The following is a 23869-nucleotide window of genomic DNA, read 5'->3' on the forward strand; positions in this document are numbered from 1 at the left end:
TGGCAGGAAGTGATGGAAGTGTTGACGGGCCCGGAGCGCCGGCGGCGCCGGACGGCGGAGCAAAAGCTGGCGATGGTTCGCGAGAGTTTCGAGCCGGGGAAATCGGTTTCGATGTTCGCGCGCCAGCACGGCGTGAATCCGAACCAGCTGTTCCACTGGCGCAAGCTGTATCAGGATGGGAACCGTCAGCGGTCAAGGCTGGCGAGGAAGTAGTTCCGGCCTCGGAACTGGCCGACGCGCTCAAGCAGATACTTGCATACCCCGTCCGAAATCGAGTGGCTGAGCGACAACGGTTCGGGCTACACGGCTGACGACACGCGCCGGTTCGCAGTGGCCATCGGCCTGAAGCCATTGACCACGCCGGTGTGCAGCCCGCAAAGTAACGGGATGGCCGAGAGCTTCGTGAAGACGATGAAACGCGACTACGTCGCCTTCATACCGACGCCGGACGCAGCGACTGCTGCACGCAATTTGGCCATCGTGTTCGAGCATTACAACGAGAAGCACTCCCATAGCGCGCTGAAACATCGCTCGCCTCGCGAGTTCCGGCGCTCGATGGATTCAGCAATCCTTAGTGTGATGTCGCGTCCGGTATTTCAGAGGCAACTCCAGCGGGGTGTCATGTCAATTCGTCATGCGGGATGGGGGATCGTGTGGAAATGGCCTGAAGCAGCCACACCCCGTTTCGCCACATCGTCTATCTTGCCCGCCTGACAAGGGTTCGCTGCCACCGCCAAAGTTGTCCACAGAAAATGTTGGCAAGCTTGTGGATATCCTGCGCACCGCAGCGCTAAACCCTTGATCCGATGGACTTTGGCACGCGTGATGCAGACGAGGCCCTGGCGATGGCCGTCGCGTACACCGCTTCGCCGCACTTCGCATCACGACGTCACGACGATGCACGCCGCAGCCGGTTCACACATGTTCGCCACGCGCTGCGCCACTTACCCACAGATTTTGTTGGCAAGCTTGTGGATATCCTGCGCAAGCCTGCGCTAACCCGTTGATCGGGCTACGGTTCATGCTCGGCGTCACGGTTGCGGCACCCGACGGCCCGGGCCTGCGCGCAAGCGCACGATCCCGCGCAACAGCAGCGCATCACCGTCGCCTTGACGCCCGTGCACGTCACGCATCAAGATCATGCGAGCCGCACGCGGCTGCGCATCGACGGCGTCGCGCAGCGGCCCGCCGGGCCGGCCGCTGCGCCGGCGCCGCACCACGACACTTCACTCCGAGGAAGGCCATGGAACACTTCACCGCGTGGCAGCTGGTCGTCTCACTCGTGCTCGTCGCCGTCGTCATCTATCCGTACGTCCGCATCGTCCGGCGCACCGGGCATTCGGGCTGGTGGATCCTGACCATGTTCGTCCCCGTCCTGAACTTCGTCATGTTGTGGGTGTTCGCATTCGTGCGCTGGCCCGCTGTCGACGATCGGCAGCCCTGACCGTCGCCATCGCGGCCGCCAGGCTTGTCCACAGATTGTGTTGGCAAGCATGTGGATAGCCTGCGCATACCGCGACCAAGCGCTTGATCCGAAAGACTTTGTCCGCGCTGCTTCAAATGCGGCACGCGGCCGGCAAAGTGCCGTTCGCACATCGTCTCGCCACGTGACGGGCCGCCTTCCGTGTGTGCGAACCTGCTTGTCCACAGATTTTGTTGGCAAGCGTGTGGATAGCCTGCGCATACCGCAGCCAAGCGCTTGATCCGAAAGACTTTGTCCGCGCCGCTTCAAACGCGGCACGGCGGCGCACGCGATGGGGAACGCGGCCGCACGCAGGCTTGTCCACAATTTTTGTTGGCAAGCATGTGGATATCCTGAGCATGCGTGACCTAAGTCGTTGATCGCACAACGTTTGGTCACGCGGGTCACGACTGCGGCACGGCATGCATGCGGATCGCGTCACGCACGCCGCACCGCTCAACCGAACGTCTGCGCGACGATGCGCGCGACCGACGCGATCACGTCGTCCTTCGCCCGCGCATCGGCTTGCATCTGCGTGTAGTACACGACCAGCACGATCGGCGCGCCCGACGCCGGCCAGATGACGCCGGCATCGTTCGTCGTCCCGTAGTCGCCGGTTCCCGTCTTGTCGCCGACCTTCCACCCGGCCGGCACGCCCGCACGAATCCGCTTGTCGCCGACCTTGTTGCCGCGCAGCCAGCTGACGAGCTGCGCACGCTGCGCGGCCGGCAGCGCCTCGCCGAGCGTGAGCACGCGCATGCTCGCGGCCATCGCGGCGGGCGTCGTCGTGTCGCGCGGGTCGCCCGGCAGCGCGGTATTCAGTTCGGTCTCCCATCGATCGAGCCGGAACGCGTCGTCGCCGATCGAGCGCGCGAACGCGGTCACGGCGGACGGGCCGCCGATCAGCTTCATCAGCAGGTTCGCAGCCGAGTTGTCGCTGTACTGGATCGCGGCCTCGCACAGCGCGGCGACCGTCATGCCCGTGCCGACATGCTTCCCGGACACCGGCGAATAGTTGACGAGGTCGGCCTGCGTGTACGTGACGTGCTGTTGCAGCAGGCCGGGGCGATCGACGCTCTGCGCCAGCACCGCCGCGCTCAGCATCGCCTTGAACGTACTGCAGAACGGGAATCGCTCACTCGAGCGATGTTCGACGATGCGGCCGCGCGCGGTGTCGATCGCACACACGCCGAGACGGCCGCCCGCGTCGCGCTCGAGATCGGCAAGCGCCGCCTCGGCAGCCGCGGGCGCCACGGCGTCCGCGGCTGCCGCCGCTGCCTGGCTGGCCGCATCCGGCGCCGCGGCCTGCCGCGACGCGCACGCGGTCACGGTGAGTACGAGCGGCGCCGTCGCGGCGGCCAGCAACAGGGTTCGACGTTTCGAGGAGTAGGTCATGTCGGTTGTCTCGTGGTGGAATGGCGGCGAATCGAGGTTGAAAACGGCGGCCGCCGAGACAGCACTATCGAGACTTTACGGTTGCCTGACAAGCAACGATAATTGAGCGCTGACAAAAGAAATTCTTATGACCAAGCTCCGCCCTCATCTTCCGCTCAATGCGTTGCGCGCGTTCGAATCGTCTGCGCGCCACCTGAACTTCACGCGCGCCGGCCTCGAGCTGAGCGTGACCCAGGCCGCGGTCAGCCAGCAGGTGCGCTCGCTCGAGGAGCGGCTCGGCTGCACGCTGTTTACACGGCTGCCGCGCGGCCTCGGGCTCACCGACGAAGGGCGTGCGCTGCTGCCCGTGCTGAGCGACGCGTTCAGCCGCATCGAGACGGTGCTCAAGCAGTTCGACGGCGGGCGCTTCCGCGAGGTGCTGACGCTCGGCGTCGTCGGCACCTTTGCCCTAGGCTGGCTAATGCCGCGACTGAAGCAATTCGGCGATACGCACCCGTTCGTCGAGCTGCGGCTGCGTACCAACAACAACGTCGTCGACCTGGCGGCCGAGGGTCTCGATTTCGCGATCCGTTTCGGCGAAGGCAACTGGCCGGCGACCCGCAACGAGCCGCTGCTCGATGCGCCGCTCACCGCGCTGTGCGCGCCGGAAATCGCGCGGCGCCTCGCGCAGCCGGCCGATCTCGCCAATGAAACGCTGCTGCGCTCGTACCGCATCGACGAATGGCACGGCTGGTTCGACGCCGCGCAGCTCGCGCCGTGGGCGGTCAACGGGCCCGTGTTCGATTCGTCGCGGCTGATGGTCGAGGCCGCCATGCAGGGTGCGGGCGTCGCGCTCGCGCCGGCGTGCATGTTCGCGCGCGAACTGCAGCTCGGCCTGCTCGCGCGGCCGCTCGACATCGACGTGCGCGCCGGCGGCTACTGGCTCACCTCGCTGAAGTCGAAGCCGCTCACACCGGCGATGACGCTCTTTCGCGACTGGATCGCGGCCGAAGCGGCCGCCACGGCACGGGCCGAATGACGCGGCCCCGCTTGTCCACAGAAAGTGTTGGCAAGGATGTGGATATCCTGGGTACCCGGGACCTAAACCCTTGATCGCGCACGAATTAGCGCGCCGATGCAGACATCGGGCAGCCCGTGTACACGGGGCTTCGCAAGCCGGCCTTCGGCAGGCCGATCCTCAACTGTCACGACGCAATCGATTGCGAGTTATCCACAGAATATGTTGGCAAGCCTGTGGATATCCCTCCAATGCGCCGCGTAACACCCTGATACAAAAGGGGATTCGATATACGGACCTTGCGCGGTCAACCGTGTGGCAGCGCATGCGCTTTCGCACGGCACGCGCCGCACACCCGGCCCAGGGGCCGGAAGGTTCTCCACAGATTGTGTTGGCAAGCTTGTGGATATCCTGCGCATCGGCCATCTAACTCATTGAGCGCACGGGGTTTTGTGCTTCATCTGCAGAATCGGGCAGCGCCGGCGCAGCCCGTGCGGCTGACGCCGGCGCCATCCGGGCATCAATGCCGGTCGAGCCCGCCGCGCAATTCGCTCGCCTTGTCGCGCAGCGCCTCGTATCCCGAGCGTGCATGCTCGGGCAGGTCGGGATCGCCGATCAGCGCGCCGAGCGTTTCGATCAGGCTGAACAGGATGCCCTTCGCCGCGCCGACCGCGATGCTCTGCGATTCGATCGACTTGTGCAGGTGGTCGACCGCCGCTTCGAGATTCTCGAGCTTGTGCTCGCTGTCGTCGGGCCGGTTGTCGGTCGTCATCGTCTACCTCCGCCATCGTTCAAGGGTCATGTCACGATTCTATGCCGCTGCACGCGAACGTGGCGCGACATCGCGCAACGTTCGCGCAGCACCGCGCTACAGCACCGCGACCACCTTCACACGGCCCGGCTGCTCCGCCGATGCAACGACCTGGCCATCGACGCGGCGGAAGGTGAGCGACACGGTTTCGTCGCCGACGCGCAACGCGTCGATCCGCAGCCAGTCGACACCTTCCGGCAACGCCGGGCGCTCGACCCGCACCTCGTGGCGCGACGCGTCGATGCTCACGCCGAGGCAGGCCTGCAGCATCATGAACGGCGCACCGGCCGCCCACGCTTGCGGCAGGCAGGCCACCGGATACGCGGTCGGCGGTTCGCCGCGCCGGCGCGGGAACCCGCAGAACAGCTCGGGCAGGCGCATCTCGAAGCTCACCGCCGCCTCGAACAGCGCGCGCAGCAGGTTCACGGCGGCCGTCTTGTCGCCGTAGCGCGCCAGCCCGCGCGCGATCAGCGCATTGTCGTGCGGCCACACCGAGCCGTTGTGATACGCCATCGGGTTGAAGCGCGGCTGGCCGGCCGCAAGCGTGCGGATGCCCCACCCCGTCTGGAACAGCGCCGAGCCGAGCACGCCGGCCACTGCCGCGCCGCGCTCGGCGTCGGGCAGCCCGAACGCGAGCAGGTGCCCCGCGTTCGACGCGAACACGCGGCACAGGTCGCCGTGACCGTCGAGCGCGATGCCGTAGAAATCGCCTTCCGGCATCCAGAACAGCGCGTCGACCTGCTCACGCAGCGCCTTCGCGCGCAGTGCGTAGCGCGTGGCATCGGCCGCGTGGCCGCGCCGGTGCGAGCATGTCGACATCGCATCGAGCGCCGCGCACGCATACGCCTGCACTTCGACGAGCGCGATCGGCCCGTCCGGGAAGCGGCCGTCCGCGTGGAACACCGAATCGTGGCTGTCCTTCCAGCCCTGGTTCGCGAGGCCGCGCTCCGATGTGCGCTGGTAATCGAGCAGTCCGTAAGGATTGCGGTCGCACTTGTCGATCACCCATTGCGCGGCGCGCTCGAGCGCGGGCCACAGCTCGTCGATCAGCGCATCGTCGCCGGTGCGTTCGACATACGCGCCCGCGAGCACGATGAACAGCGGCGTCGTATCGACACCGCCGTAGTACAGCGCGAACGGCACCTCGCCCGTCGCGGCCATCTCGCTGCGGCGGAACTCGTGCATGATCTTGCCGGGCTCCGCATCGCGGAACGCGGAAGTCTCGCGCGCCTGATGCTCGGCCAGGAACCGCAGCACGCCGCGCGCGAGCGACGGCTGCAGCCACAGCATCTGCAGCGACGTGATCACCGCGTCGCGGCCGAACGGTGTCGAGAACCACGGAATGCCCGCATACGGGTAAGGCCCCGTGTCGAGCTGCGTCGTGAGCAGCCCGAGATCCGCGAGCGAGCGGTCGAGCCACGCGTCGAACAAGGGATTGCCGGTGTTCACGCGCGCCATCGATTCGCGCCGCGCACGCATCTCGCGGTGCACGCCGACGAGCGCGGTGCGCAGCGCGACGCGGCCGCATCCCGGTCCTTCCGCATGCACCGGGCCGAGCGTCGCATCGACGGTCAGGTAGATCGACACGCATGCCTGCGCGGCGATCGTCAGCGTGTAGTCGGCACGATCGACCGACAGCGCATCGGGCGCCGGCGAGAAATGCACGGTCACGTTGCGCTCGACACTGTCGAGGCCGTCATAGCGCAGCCGCACCGTGCCTCCGTCGACGCGCGGCGCCGCCACGGTGCCGCGCTTCGGGCGCTGCGTGCCGCGCACCTCGAACATGTCCTTGAAATCGGCCGCGAACGACAGCGACAGCGGCACCTCGGCTTCGCTCGCACCGTAGTTCGTCAGCGTCAGCGCTTCGTAAAGCACGTCGCCCGCAAGCACACGCATCCGCTCGATGTGGATCACGCCCTCGGGCGTTTCGTGGCCGCCGAGCGGCGGCAGCGGGCGGTTCGTCAGGTGCGCGGTGAACGAGGCGTTGTCGGCGCTCGTCGCGCCCGACAGCAGCGACGGCGCGCGGCCGCCGAACGTCAGGCGCCACGTCGACAGCACGCGCATGTCGTCGACGAACAGGCCGTCGTCATGACCGCCGATGTCGCCGAGCGCGTCGCTGACCACGAACGCGTCGCCGGATTTCAGGACGTACTGGTTGTTGCGCGCCAGCGCCTGCGGATCGGCTTCGGGCGCGATGAATGCGGGGCCCGACGCGAGGGTCGGGGCAACAGGCGCGACTTGCGGCGCCTGTGTCGTCGTGGCTTCGGCGTGATTCGGCATCGATGCTCCTGTGTCGAGGCGCAACGCGCGTCGCGCGTCGCGTGGTTCGCACAGGATAGGACAGAACGGGGAACGTGCGCAGCGACGAACAGGACGCGACGCCATGCGACGTTGTCGTCGCCGCCTGGCGTCGCGCACAGGTACATCACGTGCAGGTCAGAACTTCCACAGGATGTTGCCGAGGATGGCGTTGTCGCGCACGCCGCTGCCGTACTGGCCGCTGTACGTGAGACCCAGCGTCAGGCGCTTCGTGATGTTCGCGTCGATGCCGGCCTCGAGCACGGCGCTGTCGCGAGCAATCGGCACGCCCGATACCTGGAACGACGTACCGCCGTTCGCGAACGTGAACGCCGACGACGGCCGCACGTTGCCGAACGCATGCCGCCAGCCGACCGTCCCGCGCGCGGTGAACGTGCCGCTCGCGATCGAGCCGAGCTGCGACGCCGCGCGCAAACCGAGGGTCGAGAAGCCGACGTGGGTCGTCTCGCCGCCGGCACGCAGCGCGGCCGCGCCGCCTGTTTCCGTATAGCCGTCGGTATGCAGGCTCACATACGCGAGGCCCGCAAACGGTTCGATCGCCACGGGCCCGACCGGCAGCGCATAGCCGACTTCGCCGAATACCTGCGCCGAATGTGCGTCGTAGCCGGCCGAGTCATGATCGGAGAAGCCCGCGAAGCCCGGGGAACGGTCGCTGTTGATCCGGTACCACGTGTACGACGCGCCGCCGCGCACGCCGAGCGCACCGTATTGCGCGCCGCCGTACAGCGACAGGTAGTAGCTGTTCACCGACGCCGACGAACTCTGGTCGTTGTCGAGCGAGCTGTGCGTGACGCCTGCTGCCAGGCCCGCACGCCACTTGTCGTTGAGCGCCATGTCGGCACCGGCGATGAAGCCCGTCATGCTGCGGTTGATCGTCGACGCGTTGCCGTCGCCGGTGAGCCGGCTGCGGCCGCCGAACGCCTGCCCCCAGACAACCGGCTGGTAAGGCGTGCCGCCGTAGCAGCCGTCGCGCGAGCCGATCCGGCGTTCCGGCGGCAGCGTCGGGTCGGCCACGCCGGCCGTGTTGTCGCCGCACAAGGCTGCGCCACCCGACGACAGCGCGGCGAGCGGGCCCGATCCAGGCGCGAGGCCCTGGCGGACGCGATCGGTCACCGCGTCGCGCACATAGCGGCTGTCGAGCAGCAGCATGCTCTTCAGGCTGGCCTGCAGTTCGCCGTCGAGCAGCCCGTATGCGCGGCGTGCGGTCGTCGCGTCGGCCGTCACCACCGCGTCGTACAGCGGGTTGCCTGCGCCGAGCCCGCCGAGCGCGGCCGCGACCGAGCGCTGGTTCGGCGTCGTCGCGACATCGGGAAACGCGGTGCCGTTCGAGACCAGCCGCAGGTACACGTGATCCGGATCGTAGCTGAGCGTCGGCGCGAGGAATGCGTAGTTCGCATTCACCTGGCTGAACGTGCCCTGTACGCCCGACGATGCGGAGAGGATCGTATAGGTCGTGCTCGGCTGGTAGCCGCTCTGGTTCGCGAGCACCTGCACGGTGCCGCCGTTCAGCGTCGCCGTGCCGCCCGCCGCGAGGCTGCCGCTTTGCTGCGGCGTGGCCGCGACCTGGAACGTCGAACCCGGCTGGAACGTGACGTTGCCGCCCACGTTCAGCGCCGCGCCCGGCTGCGATGCAGCCGCCGTCGCGCCGCCCTGCACCACGAGGCCGCCGATCGTGCCGGTGCCCGTGACCGTCGCACCGTTCTGCACGGTCACCGTCGACTGGCCGAGCGAACCATTGACGGCGAGCGTGCCCGCGCCAACCGTAGTCGGGCCGCTCAGCGTGCTGGTGCCCGTCAACGTCAGTTGCCCGCTGCCGGCCTGCGTCAGCGAGCCGGTGCCGGACAGCACGCTTGCAATCGTCACGTTGCCGGATTGATTGACGATCAGCGCGCCGTTGTCGACGACATTGCCGACGATGCTGCCCGACGTGCCGCCATTGCCGAGTTGCAGCGCGCCGCCGGCCGCGATCGTGGTGCCGCCCGTGTACGTGTTCGCGCCCGTCAGCGTCTGCGTACCGGTGCCGGCGATCGTTACCCCACCGGCCCCGCCGATCGTCCCGCCGAATGTGCCGTTGCCGCTCCCGTTCAAGGTCAGCGCATTGGCGCCGAGATTGACGGTCGCGCCGGCCGCGCCGTTCAGCGTGCCGATCGTCTGGGCGCCGGTCGCGCCGCTCGCGTCGAACGTCGCGCCCGTGCCCGCGAGATTCACCGCGCCCGTCGACGCGAGGCTGCCGCCCGCGCCGAGCGCCAGCGTGCTGCCGCCGTTGATGGTCGTGCCGCCCGTGTACGTGTTCGCCCCCGTCAGCGTTTGCGTGCCGCTACCGGCAACTGTCACGCCGCCCGCCCCGCCGATCGTCCCGCCGAACGTGCCGTTGGTGCTGCCGTTCAAGGTCAGCGCATTCGTGCCGAGGTTCACGTTCGTGCCAGCGCTGCCGCTTAGCGCACCGATCGTCTGTGCGCCCGTCGCGCCACTCACGTTGAACGTCGCGCCCGTGCCCGCGAGATTCACCGCGCTGCCCGACGCGAGGCTGCCGCCTGCGCCGAGCGCCAGCGTACTGCCGCCGTTGATGGTCGTGCCGCCCGTGTAGGTGTTCGCGCCCGTCAGCGTTTGCGTACCGGTACCCGCGAACGTCACGCCGCCCGTGCCGCCGATCGCGCCGCCGAACGTGCCATTGGTGCTGCCGTTCAACGTCAGCGCATTCGCGCCGAGATTGACGGTCGTGCCAGTGACGCCGCTCAGCGTACCGAGCGTCTGCGCGCCCGATGCGCCGCTCAGGTTGAATGTTGCACCCGCGCCGGCCAGATTCACCGCACTGCCCGATGCGAGGCTGCCGCCCGCGCCGAGCGCCAGCGTGCTGCCGCCGTTGATGGTCGTGCCGCCCGTGTAGGTGTTCGCGCCCGTCAGCGTTTGCGTGCCGGCACCCGCGAACGTCACGCCGCCCGTGCCACCGATCGTGCCGCCGAATGTTCCGCCGCTTCCGCTCAACGTCAGTGCGTTCGCGCCAAGCGTCACGTTCGTGCCGGCCGCGCCGTTCAACGCGCCGATCGTTTGCGCACCCGTCGCGCCGCTCAGGTTGAACGTCGCGCCCGTACCGGCCAGATTCACCGCACCGCCCGATGCGAGGCTGCCGCCTGCGCCAAGCGCCAGCGTGCTGCCGCCGTTGATGGTCGTGCCTCCCGTGTACGTGTTCGCGCCCGTCAGCGTTTGCGTGCCGGCACCCGCGAACGTCACGCCGCCCGTACCGCCGATCACGCCGCCGAACGTGCCGTTGCCGCCGCCGTTCAACGTCAGCGCATTCGCGCCGAGATTCACGTTCGTGCCGGTGGCACCGTTCAGCGTACCGAGCGTCTGCGCGCCCGATGCGCCGCTCAGGTTGAACGTCGCACCCGTGCCGGCCAGATTCACCGCGCTGCCCGATGCGAGGCTGCCGCCCGCGCCCAATGCCAACGTGCTGCCGCCGTTGATGGTCGTGCCGCCCGTATACGTGTTCGCCCCCGTCAGCGTCTGCGTGCCGGTGCCTGCGAACGTCACACCACCCGTGCCGCCGATCACGCCGCCGAACGTGCCATTGGTGCTGCCGTTCAACGTCAGCGCATTCGCGCCGAGATTGACGTTCGTGCCGGCCGCGCCGCTCAGCGTACCGAGCGTCTGCGCGCCCGATGCGCCGCTCAGGTTGAACGTCGCGCCCGTGCCGGCCAGATTCACCGCACTGCCCGACGCGAGGCTGCCGCCCGCGCCAAGCGCCAGCGTGCTGCCGCCGTTGATGGTCGTGCCGCCCGTGTACGTGTTCGCCCCCGTCAGCGTCTGCGTGCCGGTGCCTGCGAACGTCACACCACCCGTGCCGCCGATCGCGCCGCCGAACGTACCGCTGGCGGTTCCGCTCAGCGTCAGCGCGTTCGCGCCGAGATCCACGTTCGTGCCGGCCGCGCCGTTCAACGCGCCGATCGTTTGCGCACCCGATGCGCCGCCCAGGTTGAACGTCGCGCCTGTGCCCGCGAGATTCACCGTGCCCGTCGACGCGAGGCTGCCGTTCGCACCCAGCGCCAGCGTGCTGCCGCCGTTGATCGTCGTGCCGCCCGTGTACGTGTTCGCGCCCGTCAACGTCTGCGTCCCGGTGCCCGCGAACGTCACACCGCCCGCGCCGCCGATCGCGCCGCCGAACGTGCCATTGGTGCTGCCGTTCAACGTCAGCGCATTCGCGCCGAGATTGACGTTCGTGCCGGCCGCGCCGCTCAGCGTGCCGAGCGTCTGCGCGCCCGACGCGCCGCTCACATCGAATGTCGCGCCCGTGCCGGCCAGATCCACTGCGCTACCCGCAGCCAGGCTGCCGCCCGCGCCAAGCGCGAGCGTACTGCCGCCGTTGATCGTCGTGCCGCCCGTGTAGGTGTTCGCGCCCGTCAGTGTCTGCGTGCCCGTGCTCGCGAACGTCACACCGCCCGTGCCGCCGATCGCGCCGCCGAACGTGCCGCTGGCGGTCCCGCTCAACGTCAGCGCATTCGCGCCAAGCGTCACGTTCGTGCCGCCCGCGCCGCTCAACGCGCCGATCGTCTGCGCGCCCGATGCGCCGCTCACGTCGAATGTCGCGCCCGTGCCGGCCAGATTCACCGCGCCCGTTGCGGCCAGGCTGCCACCCGCATCGAGCGCGAGCGTGCCGCCGGCGCCGATCGTCGTGCCGCCCGTGTAGGTGTTCGCGCCCGTCAGCGTTTGCGTCCCGGTGCCCGCGAACGTCACGCCGCCCGTGCCGCCGATCGCCCCGCCGAACGTATGGTTGCCGCTGTCGCTCAATGTCAGCGCATTCGCGCCGAGGTTCACGTTCGTGCCGGCCACACCGGTCAGCGCGCCGATCGCCTGCGCGCCCGATGCGCCGCCCAGGTTGAACGTCGCACCCGCACCGGCGAGGTTCACCGTCCCGGTCGACGCGAGGCTGCCGCCCGCGCCGAGCGCCAGCGTGCTGCCGCCGTTGATGGTCGTGCCGCCGGTGTACGTGTTCGTGCCGGACAGTGTTTGCGTGCCCGTGCCGGCCACGGTCAGGCCGCCGGTACCGCCGATCGTGCCGCTGAACGTGCCGCTGGCGGTCCCGCTCAGCGTCAGCCCGTTGCCGCCGAGGTTCACGGCCGAGCCGGCAATACCGCTCAGTGCGCCGATCGTCTGCGCACCTGTCGCGCCGCTCAGGTCGAACGTCGCGCCCGCGCCGGCCACGTTTACTGCGCCCGTCGCCGCCAGGCTGCCGCCCGCGCCCAGCGCCAGCGTGCCGGCGTTGATCGTCGTGCCGCCCGTGTACGTGTTCGCGGCCGTCAGCGTCGTCGTCGCCGCGCCGTCCTTGACGAGACCGCCCGCGCCGGCGATGCCGCCATTCAGCGTGAGCGCGTTGCTGCCGCCGAGCGTCAGCGTCGCGCCCGTGCCGAGATTGACCGCGTTGTTGACCGACAGGCTCGCGCTCGTGTCGAGTGTCGCCGCGCCGCCGACGTTCAGCGCGCCGGAACCGAGCGCCCCGCCGTTGCCGAGCACGAGGCCGCCGCTGTTCAGGTTCGTGCCGCCCGTATAGACGTTCGCGCCCGTCAGTGTCTGCGTGCCGGTGCCGGACAGCGTCAGGCTGCCCGCCCCGCCGATCACGCCGCTGAAGGTGCCGCTGGCGGTCCCGCCCAGCGTCAGTCCGTTGCCGCCCATATTGACGACTGTCCCGGCGACGCCCGACAGCGCGCCGATCGTCTGGGCACTGGTCGCCGAGCCCAGGTCGAGCGCCGCACCGGCGTTGGCGAGGTTCACCGCACCGGTCGCCGCCAGGCTGCCGCCCGCACCCACCGCCAGCGTGCCCGCGTTGATCGTCGTGCCGCCCGTGTAGGTATTCGCGCCCGTCAGCGTCGTGGTCGCCGGGCCGTTCTTCACGAGACCGCCCGCGCCGGCGATACCACCGCTCAAAGCAAGCGCATTGCTGCCGCCCAGCGTCAGCGTCGATCCGTTGGCAAGATTGACCGCGTTGGCAACCGACAGGTTCGCGTTCGTGTCGAGCGCTGCCGCGCCCGCCACGTTCACCGTGCCGGTACCGAGCGCGCTGTTGTTGCCGAGCACCACGCTGCTGCCGCCGTTCAGGTTCGTGCCGCCCGAGTAGGTGCTCGCGCCGTTCAGCGTCTGCGTGCCGGTGCCGGCCAGCGTCAGGCTGCCGGTGCCGCCGATCGCGCCGCCGAAGGTGCCGCTGGCGGTCCCGCCCAACGTCAGCGCGTTGTTGCCCAGCGCGACGTTCGTCCCGGCGACGCCGCTCAGCGCACCGATTGACTGCGCCCCGGTCGCGGCGCTCACGTCGAGCGCCGCGACCGCGCCTGCCAGGTTCACCGCGCCGGTCGCCGCGAGGCTGCCGCCGCCGCTGATCGCCAGCGTGCCCGCGTTGATCGTCGTGCCGCCCGTGTAGGTATTTGCGGCCGTCAACGTCGTCGTCGCCGCGCCGTTCTTCACGAGACTGCCCGCGCCGGCGATGCCGCCGTTCAGCGTGAGGGCGTTGCTGCCGCCGAGCGTCAGCGCCGAACTGGTGGCGAGGTTGACTGCGTTGTTGACCGACACGTTCGCGCTCGTATCGAGCGTCGCTGCGCCGCCGACGTTCAGCGCGCCCGTGCCGAGCGCCGCATTGTTGCCGAGCACCAGCCCGCCGGCATTCAGCGTCGTGCCGCCGGTGTAGCTGTTCGCGCCGGACAGCGTCACGGTCGCCGCGCCGTTCTTCACGAGACCGCCGCCGCCCGAGACCGTGCCGCTCAGGCCGACATCGGCGCTGCCGACGACTGTCAGCGTCGTGCCGGTGGCAACGTTGACATTGTTCGCGAGCGACACGTTGGCGGTCGCATCGAGCGTCGACGAGCCGTTCACGTTCACCGCGCCGGTGCCGAGCGCCGTGTTGCTGCCGACGGCGAGGTTGCCGCCGTTCAGGTTCGTGCCGCCCGTGTACACGTTCGTGCCGGTCAGCGCCTGCGTGCCGGTGCCGGACAGCGTCACGCTGCCCGTGCCGCCGATCGTGCCCCCATACGTCGTATTGCCGCTGCCGGTCAACGTCAGCGCATTCGCGCCGAGGTCCACGTTGGTGCCGGCCGCGCCCGCCAGCGCGCCGATCGTCTGCGCACCCGAGGCATTGCTCAGGTCGAACGTCGCGCCCGCACCGCTCAGGTTCACCGTGCCGGCCGCCGCGAGGCTGCCGCCCGCGCCCAGCGCGAGCGTGCCGCTATTGATCGTCGTGTCGCCGGTGAACGTGTTCGCGCCGGTCAGCGTCAGCGTCGCCGCACCGTTCTTCACGAGGCCGCCGTTGCCGTTGATGGAGCCCGCCAGCCCGAGATTGTTGCTGCCGCCCACCGTCAGCGTCGTGCCCGTGGCGAGATTGACGGTGTTGTTGAGCGTCGTGTTCGCACTCGAGTCGAGCGTGGCCGAACCGTTGACGTTCAGCGCGCCGGCGCCGAGCGCCCCGTTGTTGCCGACGACGATGCCGCCGGCGTTCAGGTTCGTGCCGCCCGTGTAGGTGTTCGCGCCGGACAGCGTCAGCGTGCCGCCGTCGTTCTTCGTCAGCGCGCCGCCGCCCGTCACCGTGCCCGACAGCGTGAGCCCGGTCGCGCCCTGCACCGTCAGGCCGCCCGCGCCGAGGCTCACGTTGTTGCTGACGTCAAGCCCGGCCGTGCCCGCCTGCAACGCGCCGCCGGTGGCCGTGATGGTGCCCGTGCCGAGCGATGCGTTGTTGTTGATGATCGCGACGCCGCCCGCCAGCGTCGCGTCCTGCGCAGTCGATGCGCCGTTGATCGTCCAGTTGCCGCTCTGGACGTCGACGTGATTGAAGTTGATGTAGTTGTTGACCGCGATCGTGCCGTTCGCGCCGGCCCCCTGCTGCAGCTTGAGCGTGTTGTCGCCGCCCGCGCCGCCGTCGACCGTGCCCGTTGCCGCGACGCCGAGCGTGACCGGGCCGACCGTGATGTTGAACCCGCCCCCGGTGCCGCCCGCGGTGTTGACCGACGAGCCCGTCACCGCGGTGAACGAGTTCGTGCTGTTCGCGCCCATCGATACGCTGCCGTTGATCGTGCCCGAGTTGACGAACGAGTTGCCCGCCCCGGGCGTGCCGTTCGAACCGAGCGACACGCGGCCGACGATCGTCCCGCTGTTCGTCATGTTGACCGTGGCGCCGCCGTACGCGGCGACCACGGGCGCATCCGCACCGATGAGGGTCGCGCCGACCAGCGGGCTCGAGCCGATCGTGCCGGTGTTGTTGATCGTCGACGTGCCGCCCGTGCCGTTCTGGACCGACAGCGCCATGCCGGTCACGCCGCTGATCGCCACGCCGGTCGAGCCGTTCATCGTGCCGTTGTTGGTCACGCTGGTGCCGGCACTCGCCGCCGCGTTGCCGATCACCGCGCCGCTCGACAGCACGCCGAGCCCGCTGCCGAGTGCCGACGGGTCGATCGTGCCGTTGTTGGTCAGCTGGGTGTTGCTGCCCGTCAGCGACATCGCGGTGCCGCCGACGCCGAGCAGCACGCCGACGCTCGCGCCGGGGTTGACGGTCGCGTGGATGTTGTTCGCGCTGTTCGAATAGCTCGGCGCAAGCGGGTTGGCGACCCCGGAGCAGGTCACCGTCGTGCCCGCCGTGGAACAGGTCGCATTGGCGGGCACGATACCGGCCCCGGACAGCGCCAGGAAAACGCCCGTCGGCAACAACAGTCTCGGAAACGGTTCGCCGGCTTTTTTCGAACGCGCAAGATTCATGCTTTCCCTCGTTATGTTATTGGAATTGGCATTACCGTGAAATCGAACAGCCGACAGCAGAAAATCGCGGACAAAAGGGTGCAACCCGGCTGTCGCGACGCGACGTCGGTTTATTCATGGACGAATCTTTAATTGCCCCCGGAAGGCAGGCGTGAAACTAGTCGAATGACATGTCGGTGGCCCCTGTTTTTCTGCAGCGATTTTCTGGTTGATTTGATTACCGCCCTGCTTTTTGTCAGACAAGGCTATATCAAAAAAACAGGCTTTTCCAGTCGATCTTTCCCCTGTCAGATCAGGGGATCAGTGAGCGCGCACTTTTTACTTATCGGAGCACTTAAAACAGGTAAATTCGTATGTTGCCAGTCAGATTTTTTGAATTTCTTAAAAACACGGGAATCGACGGATCCGTGAAAACACCGATATCGGCGCGATTATCACGCTCCCTTTTCGCAACGCAATATCTGCACACCCGGGAAAGAGCGACGCGAGATAATCCGCACATTGCCATTCGTCAGACAAAAGCGGAAATATCCGGCACCTTCGAGGTCACTTCGATTTTCACCACGCACCGATCGGGAAACCCGCACCGCGTTACGAAAACAGGCTCATCAGATAAAGCATCGGCCGGAACGACACAGGCCGCGCATCGGGGTTCACCCACAACCGCACCGCATACACCGCGTAGGCCGGCACTTCGCGCCAGCTCGAATAGACATCGCGCAACTGGAAACGGCCCGGATACGCGGCGGAGATGTTCGCCCGCGCGATGCCGACGCGCTCGAACGCGAGGCGCGCCCGCGCGAGGTGGTAGTACTGGCTGACGATCAGCACGCGCGACAGGCGGTGTGCCTGCAGGTACGCGAGCGTGTGCTGCGCCGTCGCGAGCGTGTTGTCGCCCTGGTCGTCGACGGCGATGCGGTCGGCCGGCACGCCGCGCGCCACGAGATAGTCGCGCATTGCGGTCGCTTCGTTCAGCCCCGGGCCGTCGATCGCGCCGCTGACGAGGAACGCCGGGCACTGCCCGGTGCGGTAGCAGCGCACACCGACGTCGAGCCGGGCGGCAAGCACGGGCTTCGGTGCGCCGGTCTCGTCGAGCGCGTTGCCGAAGATCACGGCGACATCGGTGGGCTCGCTCGGCATCCGCATCCCGGACGCGACGAGCGCGACGGCCGCTGCAATCCAGAGGCAAGCGACGACGGCCAACAGGCGGCCCATGCGGGCAAACAAGCCCCGTTTGGTGTGGTTGTTCAAGGTTTTCGGTCTCTCAGGTCGTCGGGCATATCGGCTTGCCCGGCCCCGGACGGGCGCGTAACGCTAGCACGGTGCGCGTTCAGGTGTCCATGCGACGGACGGCGGACGGCCTTCCGGCAAGACGGCCGGAGAAGCGTGCCCGGCGAAGCGGCCACGCAATACGGAGATCGAAAGAAGGTGAATGGCCGCGCCGCGATGCTCGGCCCGGCCGGGCCCGAATCAGTCGACCGGGCACATCGCGAGCCGCCCCATCGCCTCGCCTGCGCCGCGCACCGCGCAGGTGGCCGGCTCGTCGGCGATCCGGGCGACGAGGCCCGTCTCGTCGTACAGCAGGCGTTCGAGATCCGCGAGCAGCGCGCCGCCGCCCGTCAGCACCACGCCACGATTCGCGATGTCGGTCACGAGTTCGGCCGGCGCATTTTCCAGCACCGACTTCACCGCGCCGATCACCTGCTTGAGCGGCGCGGCCAGCGCGTCCGCCACATCGTGGTTGGACAGCTCGATCGAGCGCGGCAGGCCGTCGCCGATGCTGCGCCCGACCGCGCGCGCCGAGCGGCGCGGCACCGCGCTGGTGGCCGAGCCGATCGTCTGCTTGACGTGCTCGGCCGTCTGCTCGCCGAGCAGCACGCCATACAGGTTGCGGACGTGGTTGACGATCGCCGCGTCGAACTGGCTGCCGCCGACGCGAATCGCCTCGCGGTAGACAATGCCGCCGAGCGCGATCACCGCGACTTCGGTCGTCCCGCCACCGATATCGACGACCATCGAGCCGACCGGCTCGGTCACCGGCAGGCCCGCGCCGAGCCCGGCCGCCAGCGATTCCTCGATCAGTTCGACGTCCGATACACCCGCCGCGAACGCGGCCTCGCGGAGCGCGCGGCGCTCGACGGCCGTCGCATCGGACGGCACGCACAACGTGACCTCGACGCGGCGGCCGAAGCGCGAACGCGTGCGCGACATGTCGATGAAGCTGCGGATCATCTGTTCGGCCGCGTGCGCGTCGGCGATCACGCCGTGCCGCATCGGCCGCACGGCTTCGAGATGCCCCGGTTCGCGGCCGAGCAGCGCCTTCGCGAGCTCGCCGACCGCCTCGAGCGTCGGCCGCGCGTCGGTCGCACCGGCCTTGCGGAAGCAGACGACCGACGGCTGGTTCAGCACCACGCCGCGTTCGTGCGTATAAATCCGCGTACTTGCCGTTCCAGGGTCGATCGCAACGGGTTGCGCAAACAACTTTCCGAACAGCGGTGTCGACATATCAAACCTTTGTAATCGAACGGGTCGGGGCAGCCGCGCCGCATTTCCGCAGCGCATCCACGCCGCCCCATCAAGACCTTAGCGGCAAATCGTTCCGATACTTTAGTCAATTGCGATGATTTTTTCGCGACCGAATTGTCAAAAATGCCGGTTCGGACGAATCCGGCCACGCAACGGCTTCTCGCGTTGCGCCTGTAAAACACGGTAATCTCTCGGTCTTGCCTGCTCCCGGCAGGCCTCAGACGCCCGATCACGCCAGGTATTTCCTCCATGACAGCGACCGTTTCCTTCCGCTGGGCGCGGGTGCGCCCGCTTTGCACGACGCTCGTCGCCTTCTGGTGCTGCACGGTCGCCGCGCAACCGCTGCCGGCCGCCGAATCTGCTGCCGCCCAGGCAACCGCCGCCAGCGCGCCGGCTGCCGCGCCCGCCGCATCCGCGCACACCTGCGAGGCCGACGGCGGCCCGGCCGGCCGGCCGTCGATCGGCCTCGTGCTGTCCGGCGGCGGCGCGCGCGGCTATGCCCACCTCGGGGTCCTGAAGGTCCTGGAGGACAACCGCATCCCGATCGACTGCATCGCGGGCACCAGCATGGGCGCCGTGGTTGGCGGCCTCTACGCGAGCGGCATGGCCGCCGGCGAGATGCAGCAGCGATTGTCGGAGGTCAACCTCGCGGACATCGCGTTCGACGTGACGGAGCGTGCAGACCTGCCGCAAACCAGCCGGGAGGACGAACGCCTGTACATCAACGGGCTGACGCTGGGCTTCGGCAAGAAAGGCGTGAAGGCGCCGGTCGGCCTCGTGCAGGGCAACCGGCTGCAGGCGCTGCTTGCGAACTGGACGGCCGCCGTGCCGACCAACCAGCCGTTCGACCGCCTGCCGATCCCGTACCGCGCGGTCGCGACCGACCTGCAGACGGGCCAGATGGTCGTGCTCGACCACGGCTCGCTGCCGCTCGCAATCCGCGCGAGCATGGCGATGCCGGGCCTGTTCGCGCCGGCCGAGATCAACGGGCGCGCGCTCGTGGACGGCGGGCTCGTCAGCAACCTGCCCGTCGACACCGCGCGGCAGATGGGCGCGAACGTCGTGATCGCGGTCGACATCGGCTCGCAACTGCGCCCGCTCGACGCGCTCGCGTCGCCCGCCGACGTGATGCAGCAGATGGTCGGCATCCTGATCCGCCAGAACGTGACCGCGCAGCGCAAGCAGCTCGACGCGCAGGACGTGCTGCTCACGCCGGACCTCGGCGCGCTCGCGTTCACCGATTTCCAGAACGCGAAGCAGGCGATCGCCGCCGGCGCGGCCGCCGCAACCGCGGCGCTGCCGAAGCTGCAGCGCTTCGCGCTCACGCCGGAACAGTACGCAGCCTACCGGTCCGCGCACGCGCAACCGCTGCCGCCGCCGATCCGGATCACGCGCATCGACATCAAGACCACCGGCGGCGTGCCGAAGCGGGTCGTCAGCAACGCGCTGCACGTGAAGCCCGGCGATACCTACGATCCGAAGACCGTCAGCCAGGATCTGCTCGGGCTCACGACGGGCGGCAACTTCGAGAGCGTCACGCAGCAGATCGTCAGCCACGGCGACGACAACGTGCTCGAGATCGATGCGCGCGAGAAATACTGGGGGCCGAATTTCCTGCTGTTCGGGCTCGGCATGTCGAGCAGCTCGACCGACGAGGGCGGCTTCCGCCTGCACGTGGGCTACCGCCGGCCGTGGCTCACCGAATCGGGGCTCGAGTTCCGCGCGGACACGACGATCGGCAGCGACCTGCAATCGGCGCGCATCGAGTTCCGCCAGCCGCTGTCGATGGCCTATGGCGTCTACCTGTCGCCCTACGCGGAATACCAGCGCCGCTACGCGAACCTGTACGACGACAGCGGCGACGTGAAGATCACGCAGTACCTGATGCAGACCGCGCGCGCCGGGCTCGATTTCGGCCTGCCGATCGGGCGCCTCGGCGACTTCCGGATCGGCCTCGGTTACGTGACCGGGCACGGCTCGCCGACCTACAACCTGCCGTTCGACGACGGCAGCGGCCAGACGCTGCTGTGGCCAAGCTTCACGTCGCAGGCGCTGACCGCGCGCGCGCGGCTCGTCATCGACCAGCTCGACGATCCGCTGTTCCCGCGCAAGGGCTATTTCACCGAGCTGCGTATCGAACGCTCGCTGGTGTCGCGCAACGGGGGCTCGGCGCAGTCGTTCGACGACAGCATCAACAGCGCGCCCTACACCGAGATCTACGGCAAGGCGATGGTGGCGCAGCAGTTCGGCCCGCACAGCGTCAGCGCGACGATCGAAGGCGGCAAGAGCATTGGCGGCACCAACCTGATCAACGCGTTCAACTTCACACTCGGCGGCTTCCAGCATCTGTCCGCGTATGCGGCCGACCAGTTGAACGGCAACGAGCTCGCGTACGCGCAGGTGACCTACATGAACCAGTTGATGACGTTCAACGCGTCGCCGGTCAAGGCGCTGTCGGTGGGCGCCAGCGCGGAAGTCGGTAACGTCTGGTCGAGCGGCCAGCAGATCGGCGGCGGTGCGCTCAAGCAGAGCTATACGTTCTTCACGAGCCTGTCGACCGCGTTCGGCCCCGTCTACATCGGCGTGGCGCTCGCGCCCGGCGGCCGGCGCAACTTCTACCTCCAGCTCGGCCGCACGTACTGAGCATGCGCGGATGCGGCTACGGCCGCATCCGCGTCTGCGCCGCGCCGCACGCCCGGATCAGAACGCCGCAGCCATCGCGACCGCCCGGGCGCGCGCCCGTTCGATGCTGTCGCTTGCGCGCGCATCCCACGTGTGTTCGACGGTCAGGCTTCTGACCTCGCTCACGCCAATGAACCTCAACCAGAATTCGATATAGTCGGCCTGATGCCGGAACCCCGGATTGTCGGCGCCCGCGCCGGTTTCCCGGCTCTGTCCGCGAACATGGATGACCAGCGCGCGCGGAATCTCCAGCAGCGGGGCGTAGGCGTTGCCGTCGAACGTAAACAGCAGGTTCCGCTGGCTGACGAGATCGATCAGTTGCTTGAGCTTGTACGGATAGCCGAAATTCCACATCGGCACGCCCACGACGATCCGGTCCGCTTCCTGAAAGCGCTTCACGAGCGACTGGATTCGCCGCCAGATCGACTGCTCCGCCTCATCCATCGGCGCGTTTGCGACACCCTTGTACTTGGCGCCGATCGCGTCGCTGCCAAAGTCCGGCAAGTCTTCTTCCCAGACATTCAGCGTATCGACGTCGATCGTTGCGCCCGTCTCCCGGTACGCATCGACAAAGGCATTGGCGACCGCGATCGAAGCCGACCTGGCGCCGCGGGGAGAAGACACGATGTTCAAAAGCCGCATGATGTGTGACCCGGACAGGAATGCATGAACAAGGAGGCAGCCATCGGGGCGGCCCCGGCTTCACGGCTGCGTCGCGGGCCGCCCGCCTCTGCTGTCATGGCGCTGCCCGCCATATAGTTGCAATTGCAATCGTAACGCAAAGCGCGCACGCGCGGCAAACGAATCGTCATGCGATGGCGATGCGCAGGGGTATCGATTCGGGAAAGATACGGCGGGAGGAGCCGGCGGCGCGCTCGAATCCGGCGCGTGCGGCGGTGTGCGGTCGTGCTGCTGTCGGGGCTCGAGCCTCGGGGCCCGTGCGGCGTATCGCTAGACCGGCCAGCTGATCTCGAAGCGCGCGCCGCCGAGCTCGACCGGATCGACGACCGCAATCCGGCCGTTGTGCGCGTGGAGCACCTGCCGCGTGATCGACAGGCCGAGGCCATAGCCGCCGGTGCGGCGGTCGAGGCGCACGAATGCGTCGAAGATCCGCTCGCGCTCGCTCTCCGGCACGCCGGGGCCGTCGTCCTCGACGAAGATCCCGATGTTGCCGTGCACGAGCGAGATCCCGACGACGATCTGCGATTTCGCGTACTTGCTCGCGTTGCGCAACAGGTTGCGCATCGCATACGACATCAGCCGCCGATCCATCTTCACGCGCAGGTCCGACGCGATCGCGATGCGCGACTCGATCGCCCGCTCCGGATACAGCAGTTGCGCATCGCTGACCTGATGTTCGAACCACGCGACGGGGGCCGTCATCTCGAGGTTCGACTGCAGCGAGCTGTATTCGAGCCGCGCATACGTGAGGCTCATGTCGATCAGTTCCTCGAGCTCGGTCACGTCCTGCGCGATGCTCTCCAGCGCGCCGTGGTATTCGGCTGCGGAACCCGGCTCACGCAGCATTTCGAGCGCGAAACGCACGCGTGCGAGCGGCGTGCGCAGCTCGTGCGAGATGCCGTTCGTGAGATCGCGCTGCGCGGCAATCAGCCGTTCCATGCGCATCGCGAGCGCATTCAGCGTCCGCGCGAGCGGGCCGATGATCACGCTGTGCGATTCACGTGCGCGCGTGTTGAAGCGCCCGCCCGTGAAATCGATCGCGCGCTCGCGCACCATCACGAGATCCGACCATACGGGCCGCATCCACCGGTACGCCGCGAGCGCGGGCGCGGCGAACACGAACACGAGCACGATCCAGATGTCGCCGGGCAGCGAGTCGAACGCATGCCACACGACCTGCGGCGACAATTCGACGCACAGCGCGAGTGCCGGCACGAGCGCGGTCAGCAGCACGAGGCCGAGCAGATGCAGGTACGTGCGCACGTAAAGGCGCGACCAACTCGGAATGCGGTCGGCGCGCGTATCGGTCCACGCGCGGCGGAAATGCAGCCAGCGCCATTTGACGTAGCGCAGCGTCGGCAGCGGCGGTGCATCGGGGTGCGAACGGGTTCGTCGGATCATCTCGGCTCCCGGCCGGCGGGTGGAATGCCCGCGCGGAACGTGACGGCGTCGCACGAACGCCGCGTCATTCCCATGCGTGCTTGCTGAATTGATAACCCTTGCTGCGGATCGTCTTGATCCGCTGCGGGTTGCTCGCGTCGTCGCGCAGCTTGCGGCGCAGCTTCGAGATGCGCCCGTCGATCGTGCGGTCGAGGCCGTCGAATTCGACGCCGCGCAACTGCAGCATCAGGTCGTCGCGGCTGACGACTTCGCCCGCATGGCACACGAGCGCCCACAGCAGGTCGAATTCGGCGGACGTCAGGTCGGGCGTGCTGCCGTCGGGCAGCACGACGGAGCGGTCGGTGCGGTCGATCGAGAACTTGCCGAACGCGTAGCGCTCGGGCTGCGGCGCGGTGCTCTCGGCCACGCGCGCGGGCGCGCGGCGCAGCTGGGCCTTGATCCGCGCGAGCAGGATGCGCGGCTCGACCGGCTTGTGCACATAGTCGTCTGCGCCGAACTCGAGGCCGAGCAGTTCGTCGAACGGCTCGTCGCGGGCCGTCACCATGATGATCACGCCGTCGTACTGCTTGCGTGCCTCGCGGCAGATTTCGAAGCCGTCCTTGCCCGGCAGGTTCACGTCGAGAATGACGAGATCGGGACGAATGGACAGGATCGCCGGCACCGCGGCGTCACCATGCAGCACAGTGTCGACTTCATAGTCGTTCTTGCGCAGGTAGCCGGCGATCAGCGTGGACAGGCGGGTGTCGTCTTCGACGAGCAGGATGCGAAAAGGCATGGGCAGCGGTCGGATCATCGGGGGGGCCACGGCGGCGCCGGCCGGTGCCGGACGCCGGCCATCGGCCGAAACGTACCGCATGATACTGCGCCCGCC

General features: G+C 68.4%; 12 protein-coding genes and 1 pseudogene. 4 read left to right on the forward strand and 9 right to left on the reverse strand.

Features of this window, described 5'->3' with window-relative positions; translation table 11 throughout:
• Positions 1-12: 12 nt before the first annotated feature.
• Positions 13-573, forward strand: a pseudogene (locus B7G54_RS08280) (transposase); the annotation flags it as partial.
• 670 nt (positions 574-1243) lie between these two features.
• Positions 1244-1444 (forward strand): DUF805 domain-containing protein, encoded by a 201-nt coding sequence (locus B7G54_RS08290; protein WP_085038646.1) that lies wholly within the window; start codon positions 1244-1246, stop codon positions 1442-1444.
• Positions 1445-1918: 474 nt separating this feature from the next.
• On the opposite strand, the gene blaPEN-bcc is transcribed toward B7G54_RS08290, so the two are convergent.
• Positions 1919-2857, reverse strand: coding sequence for a PEN family class A beta-lactamase, Bcc-type (blaPEN-bcc, locus tag B7G54_RS08295; protein WP_085038647.1), 939 nt, complete (start codon positions 2855-2857; stop codon positions 1919-1921).
• Positions 2858-2984: 127 nt separating this feature from the next.
• Here blaPEN-bcc and penR point away from each other — a divergent pair, with 127 nt between their 5' ends.
• Positions 2985-3875 carry a beta-lactamase transcriptional regulator PenR gene (gene penR / locus B7G54_RS08300; RefSeq protein ID WP_085038648.1) on the forward strand — a complete coding sequence of 297 codons (891 nt, stop codon included), beginning with the start codon at positions 2985-2987 and terminating at the stop codon, positions 3873-3875.
• A gap of 499 nt (positions 3876-4374) precedes the next feature.
• On the opposite strand, the gene B7G54_RS08305 is transcribed toward penR, so the two are convergent.
• From B7G54_RS08305 to mreB, 5 genes are all read right to left on the reverse strand, one after another.
• Positions 4375-4626: a hypothetical protein gene (locus B7G54_RS08305; RefSeq protein ID WP_011354368.1), complete on the reverse strand. Its 252-nt coding sequence runs from the start codon at positions 4624-4626 to the stop codon at positions 4375-4377.
• Positions 4627-4722: 96 nt separating this feature from the next.
• Positions 4723-6945 (reverse strand): amylo-alpha-1,6-glucosidase, encoded by a 2223-nt coding sequence (locus B7G54_RS08310; protein WP_085038649.1) that lies wholly within the window; start codon positions 6943-6945, stop codon positions 4723-4725.
• 156 nt (positions 6946-7101) lie between these two features.
• Positions 7102-15576 carry an autotransporter-associated beta strand repeat-containing protein gene (locus B7G54_RS08315; protein WP_425266468.1) on the reverse strand — a complete coding sequence of 2825 codons (8475 nt, stop codon included), beginning with the start codon at positions 15574-15576 and terminating at the stop codon, positions 7102-7104.
• A 723-nt stretch (positions 15577-16299) separates the two neighbouring features.
• A complete protein-coding gene (locus tag B7G54_RS08320) occupies positions 16300-16923 on the reverse strand; it encodes a YdcF family protein (protein ID WP_085038651.1) in 624 nt (207 codons plus the stop codon).
• 255 nt (positions 16924-17178) lie between these two features.
• Positions 17179-18213, reverse strand: a complete 1035-nt coding sequence (gene mreB, locus B7G54_RS08325; RefSeq protein ID WP_085038652.1) for a rod shape-determining protein — start codon at positions 18211-18213, stop codon at positions 17179-17181.
• 270 nt (positions 18214-18483) lie between these two features.
• On the opposite strand from mreB, the gene B7G54_RS08330 reads away from it, so the two are divergent.
• The gene (locus tag B7G54_RS08330) at positions 18484-20877 is read left to right on the forward strand and encodes a patatin-like phospholipase family protein (protein ID WP_085038653.1); all 2394 of its coding nucleotides are present in this window, start codon (positions 18484-18486) and stop codon (positions 20875-20877) included.
• A gap of 57 nt (positions 20878-20934) precedes the next feature.
• On the opposite strand, the gene B7G54_RS08335 is transcribed toward B7G54_RS08330, so the two are convergent.
• From B7G54_RS08335 to B7G54_RS08345, 3 genes are all read right to left on the reverse strand, one after another.
• Positions 20935-21558 carry an FMN-dependent NADH-azoreductase gene (locus tag B7G54_RS08335; RefSeq protein ID WP_085038654.1) on the reverse strand — a complete coding sequence of 208 codons (624 nt, stop codon included), beginning with the start codon at positions 21556-21558 and terminating at the stop codon, positions 20935-20937.
• Positions 21559-21867: 309 nt separating this feature from the next.
• Positions 21868-22998 carry an ATP-binding protein gene (locus B7G54_RS08340; RefSeq protein ID WP_085038655.1) on the reverse strand — a complete coding sequence of 377 codons (1131 nt, stop codon included), beginning with the start codon at positions 22996-22998 and terminating at the stop codon, positions 21868-21870.
• 64 nt (positions 22999-23062) lie between these two features.
• Positions 23063-23773 carry a response regulator gene (locus B7G54_RS08345; protein ID WP_085038656.1) on the reverse strand — a complete coding sequence of 237 codons (711 nt, stop codon included), beginning with the start codon at positions 23771-23773 and terminating at the stop codon, positions 23063-23065.
• Between the last annotated feature and the right edge of the window lie 96 nt (positions 23774-23869).

Origin of the sequence: Burkholderia puraquae (genome assembly GCF_002099195.1) — a bacterium.
Lineage (GTDB): Bacteria > Pseudomonadota > Gammaproteobacteria > Burkholderiales > Burkholderiaceae > Burkholderia > Burkholderia puraquae.

Coding starts and splice junctions, on each gene's coding strand:
- B7G54_RS08345 (WP_085038656.1), bottom strand. CDS start 23,773: ATGCCTTTTCGCATCCTGCTCGTCGAAGACGACACCCGCCTGTCCACG.
- B7G54_RS08305 (WP_011354368.1), bottom strand. CDS start 4,626: ATGACGACCGACAACCGGCCCGACGACAGCGAGCACAAGCTCGAGAAT.
- B7G54_RS08340 (WP_085038655.1), bottom strand. CDS start 22,998: ATGATCCGACGAACCCGTTCGCACCCCGATGCACCGCCGCTGCCGACG.
- B7G54_RS08330 (WP_085038653.1), top strand. CDS start 18,484: ATGACAGCGACCGTTTCCTTCCGCTGGGCGCGGGTGCGCCCGCTTTGC.
- blaPEN-bcc (WP_085038647.1), bottom strand. CDS start 2,857: ATGACCTACTCCTCGAAACGTCGAACCCTGTTGCTGGCCGCCGCGACG.
- B7G54_RS08320 (WP_085038651.1), bottom strand. CDS start 16,923: ATGGGCCGCCTGTTGGCCGTCGTCGCTTGCCTCTGGATTGCAGCGGCC.
- B7G54_RS08335 (WP_085038654.1), bottom strand. CDS start 21,558: ATGCGGCTTTTGAACATCGTGTCTTCTCCCCGCGGCGCCAGGTCGGCT.
- penR (WP_085038648.1), top strand. CDS start 2,985: ATGACCAAGCTCCGCCCTCATCTTCCGCTCAATGCGTTGCGCGCGTTC.
- B7G54_RS08290 (WP_085038646.1), top strand. CDS start 1,244: ATGGAACACTTCACCGCGTGGCAGCTGGTCGTCTCACTCGTGCTCGTC.
- mreB (WP_085038652.1), bottom strand. CDS start 18,213: ATGTCGACACCGCTGTTCGGAAAGTTGTTTGCGCAACCCGTTGCGATC.
- B7G54_RS08310 (WP_085038649.1), bottom strand. CDS start 6,945: ATGCCGAATCACGCCGAAGCCACGACGACACAGGCGCCGCAAGTCGCG.